17 protein-coding genes are annotated in these 25,051 nt (G+C 45.5%); 6 read left to right on the forward strand and 11 right to left on the reverse strand.

Features of this window, described 5'->3' with window-relative positions:
- Window positions 1-531: 531 nt before the first annotated feature.
- From MKHDV_RS03750 to MKHDV_RS03775, 6 genes are all read left to right on the forward strand, one after another.
- Window positions 532-2,265 (forward strand): ABC transporter substrate-binding protein, encoded by a 1,734-nt coding sequence (locus MKHDV_RS03750; RefSeq protein ID WP_160712398.1) that lies wholly within the window; start codon window positions 532-534, stop codon window positions 2,263-2,265.
- 57 nt (window positions 2,266-2,322) lie between these two features.
- Window positions 2,323-3,354 (forward strand): ABC transporter permease, encoded by a 1,032-nt coding sequence (locus MKHDV_RS03755; protein WP_160712400.1) that lies wholly within the window; start codon window positions 2,323-2,325, stop codon window positions 3,352-3,354.
- A gap of 11 nt (window positions 3,355-3,365) precedes the next feature.
- The gene (locus MKHDV_RS03760; protein WP_216846848.1) at window positions 3,366-4,301 is read left to right on the forward strand and encodes an ABC transporter permease; all 936 of its coding nucleotides are present in this window, start codon (window positions 3,366-3,368) and stop codon (window positions 4,299-4,301) included.
- A 2-nt stretch (window positions 4,302-4,303) separates the two neighbouring features.
- Window positions 4,304-5,464 carry an ABC transporter ATP-binding protein gene (locus MKHDV_RS03765; protein WP_160712402.1) on the forward strand — a complete coding sequence of 387 codons (1,161 nt, stop codon included), beginning with the start codon at window positions 4,304-4,306 and terminating at the stop codon, window positions 5,462-5,464.
- Window positions 5,461-6,498 carry an ABC transporter ATP-binding protein gene (locus MKHDV_RS03770; protein WP_160712404.1) on the forward strand — a complete coding sequence of 346 codons (1,038 nt, stop codon included), beginning with the start codon at window positions 5,461-5,463 and terminating at the stop codon, window positions 6,496-6,498. Before MKHDV_RS03765 ends, MKHDV_RS03770 begins: the two co-directional genes overlap by 4 nt.
- Window positions 6,499-7,058: 560 nt before the next feature.
- The gene (locus MKHDV_RS03775) at window positions 7,059-8,204 is read left to right on the forward strand and encodes an amino acid permease (RefSeq protein WP_160712406.1); all 1,146 of its coding nucleotides are present in this window, start codon (window positions 7,059-7,061) and stop codon (window positions 8,202-8,204) included.
- A 327-nt stretch (window positions 8,205-8,531) separates the two neighbouring features.
- Here MKHDV_RS03775 and MKHDV_RS03780 read toward each other — a convergent pair whose 3' ends face one another.
- From MKHDV_RS03780 to rpoB, 11 genes are all read right to left on the reverse strand, one after another.
- On the reverse strand, window positions 8,532-9,326 hold the full coding sequence (locus MKHDV_RS03780) for an amphi-Trp domain-containing protein (protein ID WP_160712408.1): 795 nt from the start codon (window positions 9,324-9,326) through the stop codon (window positions 8,532-8,534).
- Window positions 9,327-9,350: 24 nt separating this feature from the next.
- Window positions 9,351-10,544, reverse strand: coding sequence for a GAK system CofD-like protein (locus MKHDV_RS03785; protein ID WP_160712410.1), 1,194 nt, complete (start codon window positions 10,542-10,544; stop codon window positions 9,351-9,353).
- A gap of 6 nt (window positions 10,545-10,550) precedes the next feature.
- The gene (locus MKHDV_RS03790; RefSeq protein ID WP_160712412.1) at window positions 10,551-11,645 is read right to left on the reverse strand and encodes an HprK-related kinase B; all 1,095 of its coding nucleotides are present in this window, start codon (window positions 11,643-11,645) and stop codon (window positions 10,551-10,553) included.
- A complete protein-coding gene (locus MKHDV_RS03795; protein ID WP_160712414.1) occupies window positions 11,642-12,511 on the reverse strand; it encodes a GAK system ATP-grasp enzyme in 870 nt (289 codons plus the stop codon). The genes MKHDV_RS03790 and MKHDV_RS03795 overlap by 4 nt, the downstream gene beginning before the upstream one ends.
- Window positions 12,512-12,635: 124 nt before the next feature.
- Window positions 12,636-14,276: a PhoU domain-containing protein gene (locus tag MKHDV_RS03800; RefSeq protein ID WP_160712416.1), complete on the reverse strand. Its 1,641-nt coding sequence runs from the start codon at window positions 14,274-14,276 to the stop codon at window positions 12,636-12,638.
- A gap of 12 nt (window positions 14,277-14,288) precedes the next feature.
- Window positions 14,289-14,549, reverse strand: coding sequence for an amphi-Trp domain-containing protein (locus tag MKHDV_RS03805; RefSeq protein ID WP_160712418.1), 261 nt, complete (start codon window positions 14,547-14,549; stop codon window positions 14,289-14,291).
- Between the two features lie 32 nt (window positions 14,550-14,581).
- A complete protein-coding gene (locus tag MKHDV_RS03810; protein ID WP_254060404.1) occupies window positions 14,582-15,751 on the reverse strand; it encodes a hypothetical protein in 1,170 nt (389 codons plus the stop codon).
- 23 nt (window positions 15,752-15,774) lie between these two features.
- A complete protein-coding gene (locus tag MKHDV_RS03815) occupies window positions 15,775-16,131 on the reverse strand; it encodes a GAK system XXXCH domain-containing protein (protein ID WP_160712420.1) in 357 nt (118 codons plus the stop codon).
- Between the two features lie 7 nt (window positions 16,132-16,138).
- A complete protein-coding gene (locus MKHDV_RS03820) occupies window positions 16,139-16,306 on the reverse strand; it encodes a hypothetical protein (RefSeq protein ID WP_160712422.1) in 168 nt (55 codons plus the stop codon).
- Between the two features lie 143 nt (window positions 16,307-16,449).
- Window positions 16,450-20,607, reverse strand: coding sequence for a DNA-directed RNA polymerase subunit beta' (gene rpoC / locus MKHDV_RS03825; RefSeq protein ID WP_160712424.1), 4,158 nt, complete (start codon window positions 20,605-20,607; stop codon window positions 16,450-16,452).
- A gap of 100 nt (window positions 20,608-20,707) precedes the next feature.
- Window positions 20,708-24,811, reverse strand: a complete 4,104-nt coding sequence (rpoB, locus tag MKHDV_RS03830; RefSeq protein ID WP_160712425.1) for a DNA-directed RNA polymerase subunit beta — start codon at window positions 24,809-24,811, stop codon at window positions 20,708-20,710.
- Window positions 24,812-25,051 lie beyond the last annotated feature (240 nt).

Consider the following 25,051-nt stretch of genomic DNA (forward strand, 5'->3'; position numbering starts at 1 on the left):
TTGATGTATCAATCTGTATTTATTGGATCATATGCTACCGCATTAGTGTAGTTTTTTACGGTTTTAAAGCCCTTTGCTGTTGATGGGGGATTGCGTTGTTGTGGTAAAAAATTTCTGCAGTCGGGAAAGAGTAATCGCAAAAGCAAAGTCATCTTGGGCAAGGCTGTTTTGTTTGCTGGTGACACGTCAACCAAATTGATTTGAGAGAGCTTGGCTGGTTGCTATTGTATGAAAAAGAAAGTTTTGTAACGTAGATAAAAGCTAGAGTGTGGGGTAGTAGCCGAAAAAACAAGTACGAAGTGTATAGAATCAGCACAATATGATGCGTCCAAAGTATTCTTTGGACGTTTTGTTGTTTGAAAACATCAAGTTTTTACATTGTTGTATAGAAAGTTAATGTTGCTAAGTAATTGCGATAGAGTTGAGACTGTGTCATGAGTTAATCGATTTTTATACTGTGTTGTTACTGCCACTTGTTACTTGTTACCGCTGAATGGAGCGTTATTCCTGTTCAGCATTAAGGAGGTTAGGGTGAAACGAATTATATCAGTACTTGCATGTGTGCTTTTGATGGCATCTGTTGCTGTTGCAGCATCCCCGAAAGATACATTTGTGTTTGAAAGCTATGGTACAGTCCGAACACTTGATCCTGCATGTGCGTATGATGTTGTGTCACATCAACGTATTATGAATATTTATGAGTCTCTCATTTTTTTTGATGGCTCTGCGACTGACAAATTCGGGCCTGTTCTTGCCACTGAGGTTCCATCCGCTGAAAATGGTGGTATTCGTGATGATGGTAAAACATACGAATTTAAAATCCGTAAGGGCGTAAAATTTCATAATGGTAATGAACTTACCGCGGAAGACGTAGCGTATTCCATCAAACGCCACATGGTAGTTGACCAGGAAGGCGGCCCGATGTGGATGATGCTTGAGGCTGTTGCCGGAGTATCTAGTACCCGTAAAGACGGTAAAATTATTGATGGTATCTTTGAGAAGATTGATAAATCAGTCGAAGTCAAAGGTGACTCCGTTATTATCCATCTCCCGAGACCATTTCCACCACTACTTGCTGTTCTTGCCTACTCCTATGGTGGTGTCATTCTTGATAAAGAATGGACAATCGCAAACGGCGGCTGGGATGGCACTGTGAAAAATGCAGCTAACTTCAATGGACCTGCTTTTGGTGCTGAACCATTGCAAAAAATTGCAAACGGTACCGGCCCGTATAAGATGCTAAAATGGACTCCTTCCAACGAATTTATTTTCCAGCGTACCGATAACTATTGGGGTGAAAAGCCTGAGCTTAAAACCGCAATCATCCGCTACAATAAAGAGTGGAGCTCACGTAAGCTTGCTCTTCAAAATGGTGATGCCGACCGCGTTACTGTTGATGCTCAGTACCTCTCAGAAGTTCAGGATATGGACAACGTAAAGCTGTTTTCTGTTCCTCAACTCTCCGTTACCGGAGCAATGTTCTGTCAAAAAATAAATCCTGAAGCGAATCCGAATATTGGTTCCGGCAAGCTTGACGGTGAAGGTATTCCGCCGAACTTCTTTGCAGATATTAACGTGCGTAAAGCATTCCTTCATGCATTTGATCGCCAAATGTACATCGAGGATGTGTGGAACGGTAATGTTACAATTCCTACTACTCCAAACGCAAAAGGTCTTCCTTATTCCAAGGAGGAGCCTGTGTACGAATACGATTTGGAAAAAGCTGCTGAACTAATGAAAAAAGCATGGGGCGGGAAAGTTTGGGATAAAGGCTTCAAAATGGTTCTTACCCACAATACAGGTAATGCCCAGCGTGAAGCCGCAGCACTTATGATTGCTGAAAACATTATGTCCCTGAACCCTAAATTCCAGATTGAAGTACGCAACGTAGACTGGAAAGATTACACTGTAGGGTACCGCAAGTTCATGTATCCGCTCTTCATCATTGGTTGGGGTGCAGATTTCCCTGACCCTGATAACTTCCTTACTACCTTTATGGCATCCACCGGCCCGTACGGTAAGTTCATGGCATACAAAAATGACGAAGTAGATAAGCTTGCAAAATACGCACGTTTTGAAATTGACCCTGATAAACGACGCGATGCGTATTACCGCATGCAGGATCTTTGGTTCGAAGATGCCCCGGGGCTTATTTTGTACCAGAAGGTCGATCACTTTGCGTACCGTTCAAATGTCGACGGATTTATACCAAACCCAATGCTCGATCACGAATGGGAAAACTTAAAACTGCTGAAGAAGAACTAAATAATAACATAACGTCATGCCCCGAAGGACACACCTTCGGGGCATTCACAGGATGTCATGACTGCTTATATTATTCGGCGGCTATTCTTTCTAGTGTTTGTTCTGTTCGGTGTATCAATCCTTATTTTTGGATTGCTCTCCACCTTCAGTCCAGAACGACGCGCTGCTGCTTATGTGACTTCACCTAAGCAAGCTGAGAATATTCCGCTTATCATTCAGGAATATGGATTGGATAAGCCTTTCTATGTTCAGTACGGCAAATGGGTACAGCAAGTTGCAAAAGGAAACCTCGGCTGGTCGCTTGTTGCGGCGCGTCCGGTCGCACAGGCTTTCTGGACCTACTTCCCAACTACACTTGAACTTAACCTGTTGGCATCACCCCTTGTCATCATCGTCGGTATATGGCTTGGGACAATGTCGGGGGTTCATCGAGATTCCTTTTTTGACCATTCAACGCGTATCGCTGCGATTGTCGGATGGTCGTTACCAACGTTCCTGTTCGCTCTTATTCTGTTGATGGTGTTTTACGGGTATCTGGGCATGTTCTCCCCTGGGATTCTCTCCAGCAAATTGTCTTTATGGGTTGCCAATCATCCGGATGAATTTGTCCGATATACTGGCATGTACACCTTTGATGGTCTGCTAAACGGCAGGCTTGATATTACCCTCAATGCGCTTAGGCACTTAGTCTTGCCTGTTATCACACAGGTTATTGTCGTTGTTGCTTTGCTCATGCGAGTCATGCGTTCCGGCATGATTGAAGAAATGAACAAAGACTACATAATTACGGCAAAAGCCAAGGGCGCAGATTTTAAAACGATCTATAAAAAACACGCAAAAAAGAACGCCCTTATCCCTGTAATTACTGTTGCAGGGCAACTTGTGGCGCTTTCTATGGAAGGTTCTATTGCCGTGGAGGTTGTATTCAGCCGTCAAGGCATGGGGTGGTGGCTCGCAGAATCGGCAACACAGCTTGATATGCCGGTGCTTATGAGCGTGTGTATGTTTGTGGGGCTTGTATTTGTAACTTCAAACCTGATTATTGACATTATGTACGCATATGTTGATCCACGAATCAGGCTTCATTAGGAAGGATGCTTATGGAAACTAGTACAGCTATGAACGCGGTACAGGCACATGAGCACCCACGTCTTCGTGAGCTCAAATTTACTCTTGCTCGTATTTTTAGAAACCCGACTGCTGTTATCGGCGTTGTGCTGCTGGCGTTCTTTATTGGAGTTGCTATTGCGGCTCCATATATCGCTCCGCCAAAATACGCACATGCACCGTACAAAATGCCGCACAAAGGATTTTCTCCCACACCTAAAGCGCCTTCAGAGCGTTTTATTATGGGTACCACCTCCGGTCAGTACGATATCTTTTATGGGGTTGTCTGGGGAACTAGAACCGCCTTTAAGATTGGTCTGTTCGTTGTAGGTATCGCAGGTTTTGTAGGGGTTACCTTGGGCGTGCTCGCTGGCTACTATGGTGGGTGGTTCGATGAATTCCTCATGCGTTTTGTAGACATAGTGTGGTCTATTCCGCTCCTTGTACTGGCGATGACAATCGTTGTTGCGTTCGGGAGGGGGTTGGAAAACATTATGATTGCCTTGGCCCTTGTGGAATGGCGATGGTATGTGCGCGTTATCCGTTCTGAAGTCTTGAAGCTGCGTGACCAGGAATTTGTGCAGGCTGCAAAATTGATGGGCGTATCCGATTTCAAAATCATTCTGCGTCATATCCTGCCCAACTCAATTTACCCTGTGCTGATTATGGGGTCCATGGATATGGGCTCAATGGTTATCAGCGCATCGTTTATGAGTTTTGTGGGTCTTGGTGCGCCGAAAGGGTATGCAGACTGGGGGCAGATGGTTGCACTTGCACGTAACTACATTGTAGGCCCTGTAAATGATCCACTTCAGTTCTGGTACACCATTTTCTTCCCCGGTATCTGTATTATCCTTTTCGTACTGGCGTGGAACCTGCTCGGTGATGCCCTGCGTGATGCATTTGATCCGAAGCTGAGGAGACGCTAGTCATGGCTGTTTTACTTAAAGCACAAAATCTTACTACGAACTTTTATACCTATGAAGGTGTAGTAAGGGCACTGGATAAGTTCAGTCTGACAATCGACCATGGCTGTACCTACGGGCTTGTAGGCGAGTCCGGTTGTGGTAAGTCTGTAACTGTTCGTTCTATGCTTCGTGTCATTCAATCTCCCGGTGTTATTGAAAACGGAAAGGTGTTGTTTTCTGAAAAATCCGGTGCAGAGCCTATTGATCTGTTGGCGCTTTCAGAAGAAGAAATGGAAGGCATCCGCGGTGATTCTATCTCCATGATCTTTCAGGAACCGAACGCAGCGCTGAACCCTGTGCTGACCGTCGGGTATCAAGTTGCAGAAAGTTATCTTTTCCACCGTGTCGCAGAGATGAGTAAAAAAATATGTGATGAGATTGATGCCGGAGTTTCGTACGGATTGTTAACTCAATTTTATCGAAAAATGCTGGGGATTGCGGCAAAGCATCCTAAGTCAGGTTTCTTAAAGCTTTGTTCCCAGATTCCTTTGTTGAAAATGTGGGAAAGACCGTTAAAGAAAGAAGCATTACTGCGCGCAATCGACATTGTCGGAAAGCTTGGTATTGCGAATCCTGAAGAGATTGTTACCCGTTATCCGCATAATCTTTCCGGCGGTATGAAGCAGCGAATTGTTATTGCCATCGCGCTTGCTTGTCACCCTACATTGCTCATTGCCGATGAAGCTACATCAAACCTTGATGTGACTGTTCAGGCGCAGATTCTTCAGCTGTTGAATGATCTGAAAAAAGAGAGCATTTCATCCATTCTTCTCATTACGCATGACCTTGGTGTTGTTGCGGAAACTTGTGAGAAAGTAGGGGTGATGTATGCCGGTACTCTGTGTGAAACCGGTGACGTGAAGGATGTTTTCTCCAATCCGTTGCATCCGTATACAGAGGCGCTACTTACCTCTGTTCCTAAGTTTAATCAGGAAGGCGAGTTGCAGTCCATTGAAGGTAGCGTGCCGAACCTTGTACATCCTCCATCCGGCTGTCGATTCCATCCTCGTTGTCCAAATGCAATGGACAAATGCTCTACTGTGAATCCGGAGCTGAAAGAATTGATTCCAGGACATCTTGTTGCCTGCCATTACGCAGACCAGCAGATTGGGGGGCTGTTATGAAAAAGAAGATAATCGAGCTCAAAGGGCTTGAGAAGCACTATCCGGTATTCGGTGGTGTGCTTAAGCGTCAGGTGAACTCAGTTAAAGCGTTGGACGGTATTGACCTGGAGATTTATCGCGGTGAATGTCTGGGAGTTGTAGGTGAATCCGGTTGTGGTAAGACCACAACGGGTAAAGCCATTATCAATTTGCATGCACCTACAGGTGGTGAGGCTATCTATTATCCTGAAGATGGTGAACCAATGGATCTTGCGAAGATGTCTAACAGACAGATGAAAAACGCAGGTATCCGCAGTCGATTACAGATGGTGTTTCAGGACCCGACAACGTCTTTGAATCCGCGCATGCTTATCAAGCATATTATTGCGGAACCGATTAAGGAGCAGGAAAAACTCGGTGCACGTGAACTGGAAGAAAAGATTGTTTCCATTCTGGAGATGGTCGGGCTTTCCCGTATGCACTTGATGCGGTATCCACATGAGTTCTCCGGTGGTCAACGTCAGCGCATCGCCGTTGCACGTGCCATTGCGGCGTCACCTGAGTTTATCGTACTTGATGAACCTACAAGCGCGCTGGATGTATCTGTACAGGCTCAGATTTTGAATCTGTTGGATAAGCTGCGTAAGGAACTGAATCTTACATATCTGTTTGTTACACATCATTTGTTGGTGGTAAAATATATCTCCACACGTATTGCTGTAATGTATTTGGGTAAATGTATTGAAACTTGCCGAACAGATGAGCTGTTCTGCAATCCGCTACATCCATACACTCATGCGCTTCTCTCCGGTATTCCAAATCCGGAAGTCGCTGCGGTTTCAAACCGTATTGTTTTGGAAGGTGATGTGCCTAGTCCGCTTGATCCTCCAAGCGGCTGCCGCTTTCATACTCGCTGTCCGTTCTGCATTGATGTGTGTCGCACGGATGAACCGGCTCTTATTGATGTAGGTAACGATCATAAAGTTGCCTGTCATCGTCAGGATACGGTTCATAAACTTGTTCAAGAAGAATACGGTATAAACGGATATTTCTAGATAGCTTGTAGTAACTAGCATTACTAAAAGACCAGCCGCACATGCTTTGTGCTGCTGGTCTTTTTTTGCCGAGAGTTTTGAAAGCAATTGTGTGGCATGGGCATGACAAAATCTACTTTCCCTGAATGTGGCAAAGTAGATTTTTTCATGCCTAAAAGTGCATAAAAAAAGAAATATAAAATCAGTATATTGAATGATGGTCTCATTGTGTGTAGTAGGTACTGCAAAAGTACGTTTGAAACTGTAACAATCTGTTTTGTCATGTAAATAGCATGTAAAATGCACTGTTGTAGTACATGGAATAACAATAATGTGAACTTCATCTATAACGAAATGCACTTGATTTACACTATTAGTCTGTGTAGAAATTGTCTTCGTCATGAAAGGGGCTGTTGTTGCAGTCTTTTTATGTACAAAAATGTCAAAAAATGCATGTTGTGTGTGTATAGTGTATGCAATGTGAAGAAGCAAAAGACACACAGTATTACATAGAAGCATATTGCCTGTTGTTCATAGAGGCAGCTTGGGGTGTGATGTTGTACTATGAAAAAGGGAGAGGTATGCTTTCAAAGAATTTAGGTGCCGTCAGCATTGTTGCCGGTACATCCATCGGTGCGGGGATGCTCGGGCTTCCAATGGCTATCGGAAGTCTCGGATTCGTAACAGGATCTTTGGTTCTGTTGTTTATGTGGATTGTAGCAATGTACGTTGCTCTGCTCCTGCTTGAAATCAATCTTGAGTTCGGCAAGGGCGTTAACTTAAACTTCATGACCCGCAAAATTCTTGGTCGTCCCGGTCAGCTGTTGGGTACAGGTAGTGTTTTCTTCTTATTTTACTGTCTTCTTGTTGCATACCTTACCGGTATGGGCGGCATTATCGCCAGTAATACGGGCTTAGATGCACGCATGGGTACCCTGATCTTTGCAGGCATAAGTGCTACCTTGCTTTTTTCCGGCACACACTCTGTTGTTACAGCAAACAAGTACCTCTTTATCGGAATGCTTGTGGCTATGGTTGCCTGCTTTGCCACACTTGGTGGGCAGTTGAATCTTGAGAACCTTGCTATCGGTCAGCCAAAAGCAAAATTATTGATAATGTCTTTGCCTGTTCTGTTTACATCCTTTGGTTACCATCCGTGTATCCCAAGTATTGTTAACTACATCGGTGATGATAGAAAAACACTCATCCGTATTTTTGGAGTGGGCAGTACCATTCCGTTTATTTGCTACTTTGCATGGTTGACCCTTGCTCTGGGCAGCGCAACGCCTGATCAGCTTGCTGTAATGGATAACGTTGATGTTTTGATCAGCCAGATGAGTGGCGGCTCCACATGGGTCTCGTCTATTCTTTCCCTGTTTGCTTCTCTTGCATTAGTAACCTCATTTATTGGCGTAGCCTTTGCCTTGTTTGATCTTGTGGCAGAAACCTTCCGCCGTAAGGATGACAAAGTAAGTCGTGCAGGAACAACTGCTATGGTATTCTTTCCACCGCTCGCAGCCTCCTTGTTAGCGCCGAATGGTTTTATTGCTGCTCTTGCTCACGCAGGTGCTGCCTTCACCATTATCGCCATCTTCATTCCGTGCGTAATGGTTTGGAAAATGCGCGCAGCCGGATTGAATAAATCTTACCGTGTAGTTGGTGGTAAGCCCGCTCTTGTTTTAAGTTTTATGTGCGGCATCGTGATCGTAACTGCCAGCTACCTCTAGACCTTCATCTATTTTCTGGCACTTACTGTGCTGAATGTTTGGAATAAAAAAAAGCTCCCTTTACTTAGTAAGGGGAGCTTTTTTTTTATTGGTCTTTAGAGGACTGATGGTGAGGACGGGTTGTGAACGCTGTGTGGTTCCGGCGATGGTAATTTTCGCCTTTTCCATGAGGTTTGTGGTGTGTCTGGGTGCCATGAAACATTTTATGCATTATGAAATGCTGCGGATGTTTGTGGTCGAAGTATGCTTCACGTTTAATATGCCAGACTTTATAACCTTCTCCATGGATAACACCGGAAGAAGGATGTGAGGTGCCGGGTGTTCCGGCTAGCGCTTTTTTCCATTTCTCCCGTGTTTCATTTTATCGTGGCCTTTGTCTTTGGGCTTATCGATATCCTGTCCGTAGTTATGCTCTGAACAACAGCCTGCATGCGGCGCATGTTTTTTCTCTTGGCAACATCCTTTGTACCCATGCACGTGGATTCCGTTTCCTCGTTGATCGTGGTCATGGTGATGATGTTTGTGCTGTTCGTGATCTGGTAAATTTTTGCCGTAATCATGTTCGGCACAACAGCCTTTATGTGGCTCGTGCTCTCTATCTTCACAACACCCTTTTTCCTGCAAATGTTCGTGATGTCCACCTGCGTGCTCATGCGAGTGACATAGCTGATGTTCGTCTTTTCCGTGGCAATGGTAGTGGGAATGGAAACCGTGCTCGTCGTATTCTCTTGGATGATCGAAGTTGTCCGTCACATGATGTTCGCCATGATGCCCGTCATACAGTTCATCATGCTGTTCGGTGCCATGTGCGTGAAGATGTTTGGCGGAATCTTTGCAGTGTCCGTGAGTATGCTTTGTGTGGGGATGGTGGCTTTTATCATGCCCGTGAGTTGCTGTCTCAGGGACATTCCAATCAAGTGTAATGACAAGACGTTGCCTGTCACCTTTGGTACGCGCTTCTATATCCATATTGATTTCTGCATGTGGGTGTAGAACAATCTTTTCTGTACCTTGTTCAACAACAACAGAGCCGTCGCGTAATCCTTCTAAAAAACAGTCAATATGTGACAATGCAAGAGTACAGGGCATCTTTCCGGAAATGTGGATCTTCTTTTTTTCCATGTGTCTCTCCTCATGCTGGCAGTGCTAGCAAAGAGATAAGAGCATCCGGTTTAGCACTGCGGCATCTATGTATGGTGAGCTTTGTTCTGTGATCAAATCGCAGGATACCACAGTAATGCCTTCGCGCGACAGCATATCATTGTTGAGTGAGCCATTATACCGGGTAGTATCGGAATCAAGCACAATGAGATTAAGCACGTCACTCGTGGTAATATCAGCGGGTGCGTCTTTCTTTAAATGAAAAAGAAGAATTTCGATCTGTTCGGAAAGTGTGTGTCCGATAAGTTCTACATCAGTGCCTGTGTTAGGGATGAAAACTTTGGGGCATTTGGTCTTGGCGATACTTATTCCTACATCTTTGGGGAGCAAGTTTGCTATGACACTGGAGTAGAAGCTGCCCATAGGGTAGCAAATAAGCTCAGCCTTGTTGATGAGGTTACTTGTATGTTTAGAGATAGAAATAGAAATAGGCGAGGAGTCGTGTTGCGATTTGGTCAGCCAGATATTTTCAATTTTATTTGTAAGCGGTTTAGCCTCTTTGCCAGTAATGAGGTGCTGTCCCACAACCGATTCACCGTTTTCTAATAACACTGCAAGCTGGGCGGTGACGTTTACAGTAGGAAGCACTGTTCCGCGCACCTCAGCCAATTTAGAAAAAAGATAGATTACCGGTGAAAGCTGGCGATCATTGTTGAGATATTCTGCTGCGAGTACAAGGTTACCAAGGCTTGCACCGCGAAGGTCAAACGAATCTGAAATATGGCTTTCTATGGAGCTCATGCTGGTTTGAATAAACCGACGCATTGGGTACGGCACAGCCTTGATGAGTGGATGACTGCCGCCGGACAAGCGCTGAAGTTCTTGGCGTAAGTCTTTTTGCGAAGCTTTTTTGTCCAGACGGTGCGTAAAGAATGCGTAAATTTCTGGATTTCCGAGGGCGGAGTCGTCCGCGAGGGACATCAGTCGGTTACGGATATCACCTACAGCAGGCATGGAAAACTCTTTACGCAGAACAGCAGAACTCCCGCCGGAATCAAACGGGGTAATAAGATGCACTGAGTTATGCGTGTATTTTATTATATCACGCGAAACTCCCTGTAATGCAGTGCCCCCACTAAAAAAGAGAATGCGCGGCCCATTTTGCGGTGCAGTTCGGTAGCGTTCAATTTTAAGAGGGTCAGGTATTGTGACCGTTCTGGTTATTTCAATATCTTGCATTATTGGTTATGCGCCTGTCGACCCTGTGTTCAGGAAGGTTGTGAGTTTTTTTGTGGCTTGAGCAAAGTCTACACCGCCATGCAGAACGAAAATAGGCTTGTCTTTGAGCGCCTGTATATAGTCGTTAATCGTTGGGTCTGTATAGCCTTTATTTTTTGGTACATATAGCAAATCATTTTTCTTCATCATATGAGTAATAAAGTGCCGTGCTTCTTGAGCTGTCAGTGTTTCAATCATCATGGGTTCGCTGTTGCGCCGCCAGTCCATAATCGCTACTGCGCTGAGTGGAGCATGGGGAATGAATCTGTGGTTCCCGTAGCATTCAGGAATAATGGCATCGTACTTGTATTCTGTCTGCCATAATGTTTCAGGAGACATTCTACCAAATTCAATGCGTTCCTCAGGGGAAAGTATGCGTTGAAGGCTTGGGTTATTTAATGCTGTTCCTGGATTAATGCGCGGCTGCTGGAGTGTGCCGTAAAACGGGTTTGATCCACTGTTAGGTATCAGCACTCTGTCGTTACTGACAAAGTCCGCACCGTTTGTAAGCATGTGCAGTGCCAGAGTGGATTTTCCAGCACCGGAATTACCGCAAATGATCAGCCCTCGTCCATTGGAAGTGACTGCCGAAGCGTGGCCGAGCAAATATCCATTATCAACCTGATTAGTAATAAAGCGGCTGTTAATGAAATTGACCACCTGATTCTTTCGTTCCAAGCAAGGGCCCGCAATGCAATTTTCTCCGTTCCCGATGAGATAATACATATCTGTTATGCGGTGGTGGATAACGCGGCCTTCATCAAGCTCTGCCCATTCATGTTTAATCTTCTTGTGCGGTGAAGCAGGCATGGCAAGTGTAAATGCATAAGGGAAAGAAAGTGGCGGTGCATCATGAACTGTCACTGTTGTGTTCACAGCACGTTGTGGATTCTTCACAATAAATTCAGCAAAGTAATGCTCAAGAGCAACGGCTAAAGACTTGTTGTTTACAAAGACATCGACAACAAAGTTGTTGAAGGCAATTTGCAGCTTGTGTGTCGCTGGATACCTACTGCGTACCGCATTGAGTACTAGCGAAAAATTCGTGAAATCTACGTTCATGAAATCTCCTTTATGACCGCATCAACATACAATTGTGCCGCATTTATTCCTCGTGCTTTAAGAACCCCTTTGAATCCTCCAAATGCAGAAACTTCAAAGACCACAGGACCATCCGGTGTTATGGCAACATCCACACAGGTGAAATCAAGTTTAAAGGGATGTTGTGCTTTGCGTGCAAGTTCTATGATTTCAAGTGACGGAGTAAAGCTTGCGTAATGGCCTCCGGATGCCGTTGTGGTGTTCCATGAATCCCCTTTGCAGCGGGCATAGGTCGTTAAGTATTTCCCTTGGATAAAGACAACTCCGAGATCTTTGTCCTCTTCAAGGTCAACAACCTTTTGAATATACATCATGGAAAATTTTGCGGCATAGTCAGTTACTATCGTACGTACATCGTCACTATCTGAAACGATTATCATGCCGCGGCCTTTGGAAGAATAAAGCGGTTTAAACACGGCAGTTCCGTACTCTGCAACTGCGTATAGAGCTTCTTCAATACTTTCTGTAAGTGTTGTCGGTGGCATAGGGATACCAGCCAGTTTCAGTGACGTGGTGCAGGATAGTCGGTTCAGCACGGAGATCATACTGGCAGGTTTGGAAAAAATAGACAGCCCCTGCTCATTAAGAAAACGCAGCATCTCGAGCCGATCCAGCAGTGCGGGGGAATACCACGCACCGACTTTCTTGATAATAAGTGCGTCCAGTGTGTTTAGATCAATGCCTTCAAACCAGCAGGTATTGTTATGCAGATCAAGACGTACGTCTTTCATATCGATAAGCAGCCGATAACCTGTTTTTTCGGCAACAGTGTCGGCTAGAAATTCTGAAGACCATCCATCAGGAGTGCCAACCACGCCTATTTTCATGTGACCTCATTTCGTTACTAGTGCTGGAGCGTAATGTATAAATCCGAAATTTTGTGGATCATGCTTATTTCTGAGTGTAAAAAAATATTCATCAAAAAGTGGCAAAGAAATTGAGAGTCGCTTTTTAGTAGAATAAAATTTCTTCGGGAAGGCTGAACGTTTCCCAGTTGTTGTTATGGCTAAGAAGTTTTTCCATAAGGTAATACGCACTCATGTACATTCGTTTGGCAAAAGTCTGGTTCAGTTCAAATCTGGTGGAGGTATAAAATGAGCGGGCGAGGGCGAGAGCGAGGCGAGTTTCAAATGTAGCATCGTTCTGATCAAGAGCGAATTGGCGAGTGAAGGCGTAGAATTGTTCTGTGGCGTGATTCAGTCTGTCGCGTAGCTGTGGTTCAAAAATAGGCAGTCGGAAAAGGGAAACAAGAAAAACGGATGCGTCCTGAACGTAATCAAAATTGCGGGAGCGGTATAAATCGATGAAACGCACCGTTTGAAGCTGGCTGTTGTATACGATGTTGTTCATGTTGAAGTCTCCGTGAATAAGCACGGAAAACGGCGCTGTGAGGCTTTTTTCTAGGGACGAACACTGCTGAATCAGCTCAGCTGTAGAAAATGCTTTTACTCCACCGACTGAAAGAGAATCTCGCACTGAAGACGGGTGTACTTTAAGCACTGGTGAGAGTCGGCTTGAGAGCTGCTGAATATAGTTAGTAGGAACTTTCGTATCTTGTCTGGTAACTTCCCATATATTTCCAACTGTGTGTTTGAGAACTGTGAGCGCATCATTCATGACGCTTCGGTCTGCCTGAAGAATTATTTCATCCAGAGTGCAGCCGTGCAGTAGTTCTACAAGGAGTGCCGCATTGTCAGGGCCTTCATGGTATCCGTATATGTTTGGAACAAGTGCAGGAAAAAGAGTTTGCCAGCGTTCGATATTTTCTTTTTCCAGCTTGATTTTGGAAATAGATCCTTCTTTGTAAATTGAACCTTGCTTTGATGTTTCTGAAGGCTGCATGGTTTCAACTACTCCAATGCAACAACCGGAGCGGCTTCCAAGTATAGCTTTGTAATCAACATCATGCATAGAACCTGTAAAGCCGGACTGTGCGAGCGTTTCCTGAAGTGAATCAAACTGCGAAACTTTGAGAGTGTTGCCGACAGTTATGCATATGAGAGCTTCACCTATGCGAAGCAGAGAGTCTCCAATACGTTCAAGATACCGATATATGAAAATTGCGGTTACATGGCCGGATGCGTTTTTTCCGGAATCAATTTCATCAATGAGTTTTGAAAATACACGTTCATATTTTTCATCAATCGTATGCTCGAACCGACATATTGTAAGTGCTCTTGAAAGACTGCCCTCATCGAGTGTCGGCTGGATAAGTTTCAGCGCGCTCTGAATGTCTGTAAAGAAGGGCGTGAATTCTTCAGGATCAAGTCTGCTGTGGATCGTAAGATAGTGCATCTGTTTTGTAATGTTGACGCAGAACTTGGAGATAAGATGCAAGTGTGTAGCCATTTTTTGGATTGCACGGAGGCGGCTTACCTGACCTTGCGACAGTGCGTGAGTAGAGTGTAGTTTTGAATAACATTTTGTCTCTATAACAGCTTGCATGTTGGCAGTTCTGTCACAACACAGAGAAATTTGTTGCCGTAATACGCGAGTTGGACGCAACAAAAATTGCTGCGTGGCGTCTATTTGTCCTTGAACTTCCAGCAGAAGGAAAATGAAATTATCGTGCGGAGCTTCAAACGTCAGCATGGTTACTCACTGCTAATGCGTAATGGAATTTTTTTTAGTATGGTGTGCCATTGTTGTTTTTCCAGCGGTACGTAATTCAAGCTTACTTTCCTCAGCCTTCTGTCTAGCTTTAATGGAAAAATTCAACAATCCATCAGGGTTTAGATTAATGGAATTTTTCTCTGAAGAGAGCGCAATAGATCCGTCTCTGAATCCTTGTGTAATAGATTCAAGCAATTCCACAATAGATGTAGAATCCTGAATGGATTCGAACGAGAACTTGTCATCATGCATATTCGTTTCCAGTAGCGTTGCAGATTATTGTGTTAGCTGGAGAGACGGCACCGGTATTCTTCAATTACATTCTGGCGTGTAATACCACCCCGAATTAGTTTTTTTTGAATATTGAGATCGTCCCATGCTGGTTGAACACCAATTTCACGTTCCGTTTTTTCTGGGTCCTGCTCGTCTTTTTTCCGTGTTTTCTCACCTTGATGGCAATCATCACCCATAAGAATAAGCAGGTCTTTGCAAGAGCCATTGCGGTGTTTGTTGTGCTCATTAACGACATCAATCAGGAACTCGGTATAGCGGTGGGACTGAGGATTCCAGACTTCGTAGCCGTCCACATTGTACCGTCCTAACAATATCGGCCAGAATTGTTCCGGATGGGGAATAATGATTGTGCCGCCAATATACCGGGTTTCTTCTATTATTTCAGATGCTCTGTAAAAGTATTCGAGAGGGAAGCTTGCTTTGACGATTTCCTTTACTTCTTTCACAAAGGTTTGGACGCGATCGATAAACTGGTGTCCAAACTGCGGACGCAGTGCATCAATGTAATTTCGAATAAGCTTGTTGCGGATTGAAAATTCAGGAACCTCTTCCCAATGTTCATCAAGCATTCGTTCTATTTTTCCAACAACAGTGCAGGCAAATTTAACTGCGACAGGCTCTACACCAGTTTTACGTGAAGCTTTGTGCAGGCGGTCTTCAATTGGTTTCGTGAAGGAGTTGATGAAGTCGAACAACTGGCTGGCTCTATACTTGCGGGTGTGGGCAAGCATTGCGCGCAGCATTGTATCCTTATCTTTGAGTTTGCCTGACTCAAAATGGATAAGCAGTTGGACTTTTTCCTGAAAGCCGCTGGCGTAACAATCAACCTCTGCACCAGTATACGAACCGTAGGTCATAAGCTCATTATGCTGCGTTGGAATAATGAGTTCGTCTTTGCGGTTGGGGAACATTTTTTCAATACGTTCTCTGTTGAGTTCCATTGGAACAAACTCCGGATGCCAGTGAGTCGCAAGAACATGCTGCTGCCGCGGATACACTTCGTCTGGATTAAGTATCTGGTCGACCTGCCATGTATCCAACTTCGTTGAGATCATCTTTAGAAAAATTGCATGATCGTCCTCCGTAATTTCTTCAGAATAATTACGGAGTTTTTCCAAAAGTTTGGCATTGTCTTTTTCTTGCTCATCAGTGAACTTCATGGTGTCCCCCTTACCGCAAGACACTACTTATATTGGTGATGACACTGTGTTTTCATGTGGTTCATAGTATCTACAGTTTCATGAAATTTTTGTAGATTCTTAGTTTGCCATGCTTCTTCGAGTATATCTGTGAGTTTATTATATTCAGCATAGAGTGGATCACCTTTGCCCGGATATTTGGTCATAAGGCGTGAGTCGGCAATGAAGTCGGCAACGGCTTCATCCGGTGGAACGGAGTTGAGATGCAATGCCTTGAAAATAACTTTGAAACTGGTAGCCATACGCTTTTTTAGGCGTTTGTATTGTGGAAGGCCATCCGGTCTTTTGCCGCCGCATTCGCATTCATCACATTGGTCGCACTCATCAATATAGGCACTCATTTTCAGTTTAGCAGTAAGCTGTCCATATTCGTCTTTTATCGAGAGCCGGATCTTTTTTTGCCTTTGTGCAATCCGGAAAACCTTCTGAAGGAGTTGATTCGCAAGCGTCAGCAAGTTTTCTGAAAAAAGCGGGAAGATCATCACGAGTTAGTGTTTGCGTAAATTTTTCAGCCATGAAGTCTCCTGTAAAGCGTAGTAAAATGGGAAGGTACGATTAGAAAACCATGACTTGTGCCTGGAGTCAAATATCGAAATATATTATCAACAAAAAAAGCCCCCGCATCAGATGATGCGGGGGCTTTGAGTACTAGTAAACGCTTATACGTTTCCAGGATAAACAGGCTCGTCAAGTTCGTCGAGGAACTTGTCGGCACGTTCTTCCTGCTGAGGTACTTCGATGTTTGCGGAAACGAAGTCGCGGTAACCGGAACCAGCCGGAATGAGACGACCCACAATAACGTTCTCTTTGAGACCGCGCAATCTGTCGCGTTTGCCGCGCAAGGATGCTTCGGTAAGAACCTTTGTGGTTTCCTGGAAGGAAGCCGCAGAGATAAAGGAAGAAGTTGTAAGGGACGCCTGGGTAATACCAAGAACCAGAGGTTCTGCATTAGCCGGTGTGCGACCTTCGCCAACTGCTTTTCTGTTTTCGATGCGGAATTCCTGCTTATCAACCTGCTCACCAACGAGGAAGCTGGTTTCGCCTGGATCAAGCACGGATACCTTCTTGAGCATCTGGCGGACGATAATTTCAATGTGCTTATCGTCAATACCTACGCCCTGGAATCGGTAAACTTCCTGAATCTCTTCACACAAGTAGTTAGCGAGGAATTTCTCGCCTTTAATGCGGAGGATATCATGAAGTTCTGGCTGACCTTCAGTAAGCTGCTCGCCCGCTTCAACGAAGTCGCCTTCGGTAACGGTGATGTGCTTACCTTTTGGTACGAGATATTCTTTGGATTCGCCAACCTCAGGAGTAACCATAAGCTTACGCTTACCTTTGGTTTCACCTGCGTATGATACGATACCATCGATCTCGGTAACAACTGCGAGGTCTTTAGGTTTACGAACCTCGAAGAGTTCCGCAACTCGTGGAAGACCACCAACGATATCTTTGGTTTTGGATGTTTCACGCGGCTTACGAGCAATGATATCGCCCGCTTCAAGCAGCTGACCATCCTGAATCATGATAATCGCGCCAACTGGGAGCTGGTAAACCGCAGGGATTGAACTCTCACCGCGGAATTTAGGCTCACCGTTTTCATCACAAATAGAGATGGACGGTTTCAAGTTGGTTGTACGGTACTCAATAATGGTACGTGTTGCCATCTGAGTCGCAAGGTCAGTTTTTTCCTGGAAGGTTTTGCCATCGATAATATCGGTGAACTTAACTGTACCAGGAACTTCAGAAACGAATGGTTCGTTGAACGGATCCCAATCAGCGATAACATCGCCTTTAACTACTTCCTGACCATCAACAACGTTCAAACGAGAACCGTTAGGCAGGATGTATTTTTCGCGTTCGCGGCCCTGTTCGTCAACGATGGAAACCTGACCGGATTTACCGAGTACAAGGTGTTTTCCATCTTTATTTGTAACAGCTTTAACACGGGAGGTCACAACGCGACCTGCGTGCTGAGCTTCAATACTGGATTTTTCAATCTGAGTAGACGCGGTACCACCAATGTGGAACGTACGCATTGTCAGCTGTGTACCAGGCTCACCAATGGACTGAGCAGCAATAATACCGACAGTCTCACCGCAGTTAACAAGACGACTGCGAGCAAGGTCACGGCCGTAACACAGTGCACAAATACCGTGTTCAGAAGAACAGGTAAGCGCAGAGCGGATGGTGATTGTATTGATGCCACGATCATCGAGAAGCTGTGCGCGTTCTTCGTTGATGAGGCCGTTTGCCGGAATAACTTCTTCCTTGGTAATCGGATCGAGTACCGGATAAAGCACAACACGGCCGATTGCACGCTCAGAAAGACGCATCTTGATTTCACCACTAATAATGAGGTGACCAAGTTCAAGGCCGTCAACTGTGCCACAATCATGTTCGCCAATGATAACGTCCTGAACAACGTCAACAAGACGACGGGTAAGGTAACCGGAGTTCGCGGTTTTAAGCGCGGTATCCGCAAGACCTTTACGAGCACCGTGAGTAGAGGTGAAGTACTGAAGCACGGAAAGACCTTCACGGAATGAAGATGTAATTGGTGTTTCAATAATTTCACCGGACGGTTTCGCCATCAGACCACGCATACCTGCGAGCTGACGCATCTGGTCCTGGTTACCTCGAGCACCGGAGTTAGACATCATGAAGATTGGGTTAAAGGAGAGGTTAGCCTCTTCTTTGCCAGTCTTCTCGTCTTTGATGATATCACGGGAGATGTGCTTCATCATTTCGTTGGACACGTCCTGAGTGGTCTTAGTCCAAACATCAACGATTTTGTTGTATTTCTCTGTGCGGGTAATAATACCTTCACGGTACTGGCGTTCGATTTCATCAACTTCCGCCTGAGATTTTTCCAAGATGCCTTTTTTGCTGCTTGGGATCTCAAGGTCTTTTACACCAATGGTAACACCGGCGCGGGTACCGTACTCGTAACCTAAGTTTTTGAGACGGTCACAAAGAAGAACAGAAGCTTTAATGCCGCATTCGCGGTATGCAGAACTTACGAGTTTACCAATGTTTTTCTTGGTCATAACGTCGTTAGCGCGCTCAAAGCCCATGCCTTCTGGCAGAATCTGTGAAACGATTACGCGACCAGGGGTGGTCTGTACTACAGTACCGTCGTCAAGGCGAACCTTGATACGTGCGTGCAGAGAAACCTGACCATGGTCATAAGCAGATATAACTTCCCAGCGTGCGCAGAATTCCATGCCTTCGCCGATCTCAAATGAACGTTCAACAGTCATGTAGTACAGACCGAGAACGATATCCTGAGAAGGAACGATAACAGGAGAACCGTTAGCTGGAGAAAGAATGTTGTTTGTAGACATCATAAGTACGCGTGCTTCAATCTGTGCTTCCACAGAAAGAGGTACGTGTACAGCCATCTGGTCACCATCGAAGTCAGCGTTGTACGCGGAACATACGAGAGGGTGCAGGCGAATAGCCTTACCTTCAACGAGGGTAGGTTCAAATGCCTGGATACCAAGACGGTGAAGTGTCGGCGCACGGTTAAGGAGAATAGGGTATTCGCGAACAACCTCTTCGAGGATATCCCAAACTACCAACTCTTCTCGTTCAACCATTTTCTTCGCACTCTTAATAGTAGAGGCGAGGTTTCTTTCTTCGAGTTTGGAGTAGATAAACGGCTTAAAGAGCTCAAGAGCCATCTTCTTAGGAAGACCGCACTGGTGCAATTTAAGGCTAGGACCTACAACAATTACGGAACGACCAGAGTAGTCAACACGTTTACCGAGAAGGTTCTGACGGAAACGACCCTGTTTACCCTTAATCATATCTGACAAGGATTTAAGAGGGCGGCCGTTAGTACCAGTAATTGCGCGACCACGACGACCGTTGTCGAAGAGTGCGTCAACTGATTCCTGAAGCATACGTTTTTCGTTACGGATGATGATCTCAGGAGCACCGAGTTCCATCAAACGCTTCAGGCGGTTGTTACGGTTAATAACACGACGGTAAAGGTCGTTAAGGTCGGAAGTAGCGAAACGTCCGCCATCCAGAGGAACGAGTGGACGGAGTTCTGGTGGAATTACCGGAACAACTTCCATAATCATCCATTCAGGACGGTTGTTGGACTCAAGGAAAGCCTCAACAATCTTCAGTCGTTTTGTAAGCTTTTTCTTTTTTGTCTGAGAACGGGTAGTCTGTGATTCTTCACGTAACTCATGGCGCAGAGTCTCAAGATTGAGCTCTTCGATGAGACCGCGAACAGCTTCAGCACCCATGCCTACTACGATTGCGTCTTCGCCGTAGTGATCGATTACCTGGAAGTAATGGTCTTCTGAGATAACCTGATTTTTAGCAAGGGAAGTCTGACCCGGATCAAGAACGACAAAAGAGTCGAAGTACAATACTTTTTCAAGGTCGGACATTGTCATATCGAGCAATGTACCAATCTTGGAAGGCAGAGTCTTCAGGAACCAGATATGTGCAACAGGAGCAGCAAGCTCAATGTGACCCATACGCTCACGACGAACTTTGGAAGCAATAACTTCAACGCCACACTTTTCGCAGACGATGCCGCGGTGCTTCATGCGTTTGTATTTTCCGCAGTTGCATTCGTAATCTTTTACTGGGCCGAAGATTTTTGCACAGAAAAGACCGTCGCGTTCAGGCTTGAACGTACGGTAGTTAATGGTTTCTGGCTTTTTCACTTCACCATAAGACCACTCACGAATTGCTTCAGGGGCAGCAATTGAGATCTGAATAGCCTTCAGGTTGTGAATATCTGCAGCTTGAGCTGTATTGCTTCGTGCAGAGAAAAGATCATCTAAAGTCATAGTTGTTACCCCACCCATAAAGGTTTTATGCGGGTTTTGGGAACTGTAACAGTATCCTAAAATCGGGTTTGCCCTGCCAAGCAAGGCAAACCCGTTCTATTTAGTCAGCAAGGAAGGTGCGCGGACCTTTTTGTTCCTCTTCCTGATGCAGGGTGATGTCCAAACCGAGGGACATCAATTCCTTAATAAGTACGTTGAAGGACTCAGGCATGCCAGCTTCAAGGAAGTTGTCACCCTTAACGATCTTCTCGTACATCTTAACACGACCGGTTACGTCATCAGACTTAACGGTCAGGAATTCCTGCAACATGTAAGCTGCACCATGTGCTTCCAGTGCCCATACTTCCATCTCACCAAGACGCTGGCCACCAAACTGAGCTTTACCGCCCAGTGGCTGCTGCGTAACGAGTGAGTAAGGACCAGTTGAACGGGCATGGATTTTTTCATCAACCAAGTGGTGCAACTTCAGGATGTACATAACACCTGTAGTTACGCGGTTTTCGAACTGATCACCGGTACGGCCATCGAACAGTACGTTCTTACCGTCAGCAGGCATGCCTGCATCGTCAATCCAGGACCAGATTTCATCTTCGCGTGCACCATCAAATACCGGAGTCTTAGTAACAATACCGGTACTCAATCGACGAACGGATTTGGTGAATTCATCATCGTCCATTTCGTCAACCATAAGGTTGATTGAATCACACTTGAAGACACCTTTAACGCGGGAACGAACATCTTTAAGGTGTTCTCCGGTTTCGAGAAGTGCTGCAAGCTGCTCACCAAGTTTGAGTGCGCCCCAACCTAAGTGAGTTTCCATGATCTGTCCGATGTTCATACGAGACGGTACACCCAGTGGGTTAAGTACGATGTCTACTGTAGAACCATCAGCGAAGAATGGCATATCTTCGATCGGAAGAAGCTGGGAAACAACACCTTTGTTACCGTGACGGCCAGCCATTTTATCACCTACGCTAAGCTTACGCTTAACGGCGATGTAACACTTAACCATCTTGAGCACGCCTGGAGGCAAATCATCACCTTCAGACACTTTTTCACGCTTGGTATCGTAGATATTCTTAATAAAGGAAACCTGCTGATCGTATTCTTCAATGAAGTGATCAATGGCTTCGTTTACTTCTTTAGCTTTAAACAGATCTGAAAGTTTCTTAACTGGTACTTCGTTAAGGATTTCAGCTGTTACTACGTGACCTGCTTCTGCAAGAACTTCACCTTTGCGCTTACCTGCAATATTGAGAGCAAGCTGCTTGCCTTCCGCTTCTGCCACAATTTTAGTCATGGTAGACATGGTAAGGGCCGAAATGTGGCTCTGTTCTTTACGATCAAGCTTAGCAAGTTCGTAATCTTCAATATTTTTGGTGCGTTCGTCTTTCTCACCGGAACGACGGTTGAACACTTTAACGTCAATTACAGTACCTTCGATTCCTGGAGGAACTTTCAGGGAGGTGTTCTTAACGTCGCGTGCTTTATCACCGAAGATCGCCCGGAGGAGTTTCTCTTCAGGAGAGAGCTGAGTCTCACCTTTAGGAGTAATCTTACCTACGAGGATATCGTCCGGGCATACGTTTGCACCGATGCGAATGATGCCGCTACCATCAAGGTTGCGGAGCATTTCTTCGCTTACGTTTGGAATATCGCGGGTAATCTCTTCAGGTCCAAGCTTGGTGTCACGTGCGACAACTTCAAACTCTTCAATGTGTACGGAAGTGAAGACATCTTCTTTAACCATACGTTCGGAGAGGAGGATGGAGTCCTCGAAGTTGTAACCACACCAAGGCATAAACGCTACTACGAGGTTTTTACCCAGTGCCAGCTCGCCATCTTCAATGCCAGGGCCGTCAGCGAGAATAGTACCGCGGACAACTGACTGGTTAGGATTACAAGTTGGCTTCTGCCCAAAGCATGAGCTCTGGTTAGATTTGTGATGCTTCTGAAGATCGTAGCTGCGAACGCCACCGGATTCTGGGTAGAGGCCGTCGGAGTAAGAAACAACAATACGGTCAGCATCGGCAAAGCGAACAACGCCTTCGCCTTCAGCAATAATACATGCGCCGGAGTCCTGTGCTACAGGGCCTTCCATGCCGGTACCAACAATAGGCTTGTTGCAGCGCAACAATGGCACTGCCTGACGCTGCATGTTGGAACCCATGAGTGCGCGGTTCGCATCATCGTGCTCAAGGAATGGAATCAACGCAGCAGAGATGGAAACCATCTGGCTTGGGGAGATATCCATAAGGGTAACGTCTTCACGTGGAGACATGAGAACATCACCGTGGTAACGAGTTGTAATAAATTCTCTTACAAAGTTACCATCAGCATCAATTTCTGCGTTTGCCTGCGCAACAACCTGACCCTGCTCTGTGGTAGCATCCATGTAGATAACTTCATCAGTAACGCGGGAGTTTTCAACAATGCGGTACGGGGTTTCAATGAAACCGAAGTCGTTAACTTTGGAGTACGTAGTCAGAGACACGATAAGACCAATGTTTGGTCCCTCAGGAGTCTCAATAGGACAAATACGGCCGTAGTGAGATGTGTGTACGTCTCGAACTTCAAAGCCAGCACGTTCACGGGTAAGACCACCAGGTCCGAGTGCAGACAGACGACGTTTGTGAGTTACCTCAGACAACGCGTTAGTCTGGTCCATGAACTGTGAAAGCTGGGAAGTACCGAAGAACTCTTTAAGCACTGCAGCAACCGGTTTAGGGTTGATGAGGTCGTGCGGCATAAGTGTCGCTACTTCCTGCAGGCTCATACGTTCTTTGATAGCACGTTCCATACGTACGAGGCCGATGCGGTACTGGTTTTCTACCAGTTCACCTACCGGACGTACGCGACGGTTACCGAGATGATCGATATCGTCTGCAGGACCGTGAGAGTCTTTCAATTTACACAGAATCTTAATTGCTGTGAAAATATCGTTGTCTGACAAGGTGCGCATATCGTTCTTGCGATCAAGATCGAGACGCTGGTTCATCTTGTAACGACCTACTGGGGATAAGTCGTAGTAGTCTCCGCTACGGAAAAGGTTTTCGAAGAATGTACTTGCGATTTCCGGAGTTGGAGGTGAACTAGGGCGCAGACGACGGTAGATTTCAACACGTGCGGACTCAGAATCTTCTGTTTTATCAAGAAGAAGAGTGTCGCGCATGGAAGAAGATACGTCCGCACCACGAGTGTGAAGAACTGGAATGCGTTTCACGCCAGCTTCACGGATGCGTTCTACGAGATCTTCAGTAAGTTCGTCAGCTGCATCAGCGAGAACTTCACCTGTGTTTTCATCAACAAGATCTTCAGCAAGGAAGAGACCGGTGAGGGTGTCAGGAGCAATTTCAATTGCTTCGATACCAGCTTCGAGAAGCAGACGCCAAGTACGCTTGGTAATTGGTTTGCCCTGTTTCACGAATACTTTTTCACCATCGCCAAGATCCACGTGCGCAATTTCCTTGCGGTACATGTCATCTTTAACTTCCCACAAGACTTTACCGTCTTCAAAACGGAAGTACTCTTTCTCATAGAAGCAATCGAGGATTTCTGCGCGAGACATACCCATTGCTTTAAAGAGAATAGTTGCAGGCATTTTGCGACGACGGTCAATTCGTACGTACAAAATATCTTTATGATCGAAGTCGAAATCGAGCCAGGAGCCACGCATTGGAATGATGCGGCAGCTGTAAAGTACTTTACGGCTGGAGTGCGTTTTACCTGAATCATGCTCAAAGATGATACCAGGGGAACGCTGCAACTGGTTAACGATTACACGCTCGGTACCGTTAACAATAAAGGTACCTTTCTCGGTCATTAAAGGCAGGGTACCAAAATAGATGTCCTGTTCTTTAATGTCACGGATGGTGCGATTTTCGGTCTCTTCATCTACGTCGTACACAACAAGACGCACGGTAATGCGAATTGGTGCTTCGTAGGTAAGACCTTTTGCAATGCATTCAGCCTGGTCGTATTTAGGTTCGCTGATATCATAGCGAACATACTCTAGGCTTGCAGTACGGTTAAAGTCTTCAATAGGAAAGACAGAACGGAATACACCTTCAAGACCTTCGTCAGGCAGTCTGTCAGTACGTCCTTCCTGCAAAAACTTCTTGTAGGAATCTACCTGCAAGTTAAGAAGATGCGGGATAGGAAGCGTTACTTCGATTTTACCAAATTTTTTATAAAGTTGGCCCATATTTACACCTCAAAAGAGACGGTTTGCCAAAGATGATGCCACTGCGGCTAAGAAGCATCTGAAAATGGCGCGTTTGCTTAACCAAAGTCGGCGGATTATCTCCGAAACGGATACATGCGCATGCGAAAAAGGGGTGCCCGGTGGACTTAGGTGTCCGGAAAGACTGGGCAACTGGTAGGTGCTGCTTGAGGCATGCAAATTCAGCAGCAGAAAGCAGAACATGTCCGCTCGGTCATGTTC

Source organism: Halodesulfovibrio sp. MK-HDV (assembly GCF_009914765.1).
Classification (GTDB): Bacteria; Desulfobacterota; Desulfovibrionia; order Desulfovibrionales; family Desulfovibrionaceae; genus Halodesulfovibrio.

Bases quoted from the DNA above. Each gene is read 5' to 3' on its own strand.
- MKHDV_RS03755 (WP_160712400.1), top strand. From the start codon at position 2,323: ATGACTGCTTATATTATTCGGCGGCTATTCTTTCTAGTGTTTGTTCTG.
- MKHDV_RS03760 (WP_216846848.1), top strand. From the start codon at position 3,366: ATGGAAACTAGTACAGCTATGAACGCGGTACAGGCACATGAGCACCCA.
- MKHDV_RS03765 (WP_160712402.1), top strand. From the start codon at position 4,304: ATGGCTGTTTTACTTAAAGCACAAAATCTTACTACGAACTTTTATACC.
- MKHDV_RS03770 (WP_160712404.1), top strand. From the start codon at position 5,461: ATGAAAAAGAAGATAATCGAGCTCAAAGGGCTTGAGAAGCACTATCCG.
- MKHDV_RS03775 (WP_160712406.1), top strand. From the start codon at position 7,059: ATGCTTTCAAAGAATTTAGGTGCCGTCAGCATTGTTGCCGGTACATCC.
- MKHDV_RS03780 (WP_160712408.1), bottom strand. From the start codon at position 9,326: ATGGAAAAAAAGAAGATCCACATTTCCGGAAAGATGCCCTGTACTCTT.
- MKHDV_RS03785 (WP_160712410.1), bottom strand. From the start codon at position 10,544: ATGCAAGATATTGAAATAACCAGAACGGTCACAATACCTGACCCTCTT.
- MKHDV_RS03790 (WP_160712412.1), bottom strand. From the start codon at position 11,645: ATGAACGTAGATTTCACGAATTTTTCGCTAGTACTCAATGCGGTACGC.
- MKHDV_RS03795 (WP_160712414.1), bottom strand. From the start codon at position 12,511: ATGAAAATAGGCGTGGTTGGCACTCCTGATGGATGGTCTTCAGAATTT.
- MKHDV_RS03800 (WP_160712416.1), bottom strand. From the start codon at position 14,276: ATGCTGACGTTTGAAGCTCCGCACGATAATTTCATTTTCCTTCTGCTG.
- MKHDV_RS03805 (WP_160712418.1), bottom strand. From the start codon at position 14,549: ATGCATGATGACAAGTTCTCGTTCGAATCCATTCAGGATTCTACATCT.
- MKHDV_RS03810 (WP_254060404.1), bottom strand. From the start codon at position 15,751: ATGAAGTTCACTGATGAGCAAGAAAAAGACAATGCCAAACTTTTGGAA.
- MKHDV_RS03815 (WP_160712420.1), bottom strand. From the start codon at position 16,131: ATGAGTGCCTATATTGATGAGTGCGACCAATGTGATGAATGCGAATGC.
- MKHDV_RS03820 (WP_160712422.1), bottom strand. From the start codon at position 16,306: ATGGCTGAAAAATTTACGCAAACACTAACTCGTGATGATCTTCCCGCT.
- rpoC (WP_160712424.1), bottom strand. From the start codon at position 20,607: ATGACTTTAGATGATCTTTTCTCTGCACGAAGCAATACAGCTCAAGCT.
- rpoB (WP_160712425.1), bottom strand. From the start codon at position 24,811: ATGGGCCAACTTTATAAAAAATTTGGTAAAATCGAAGTAACGCTTCCT.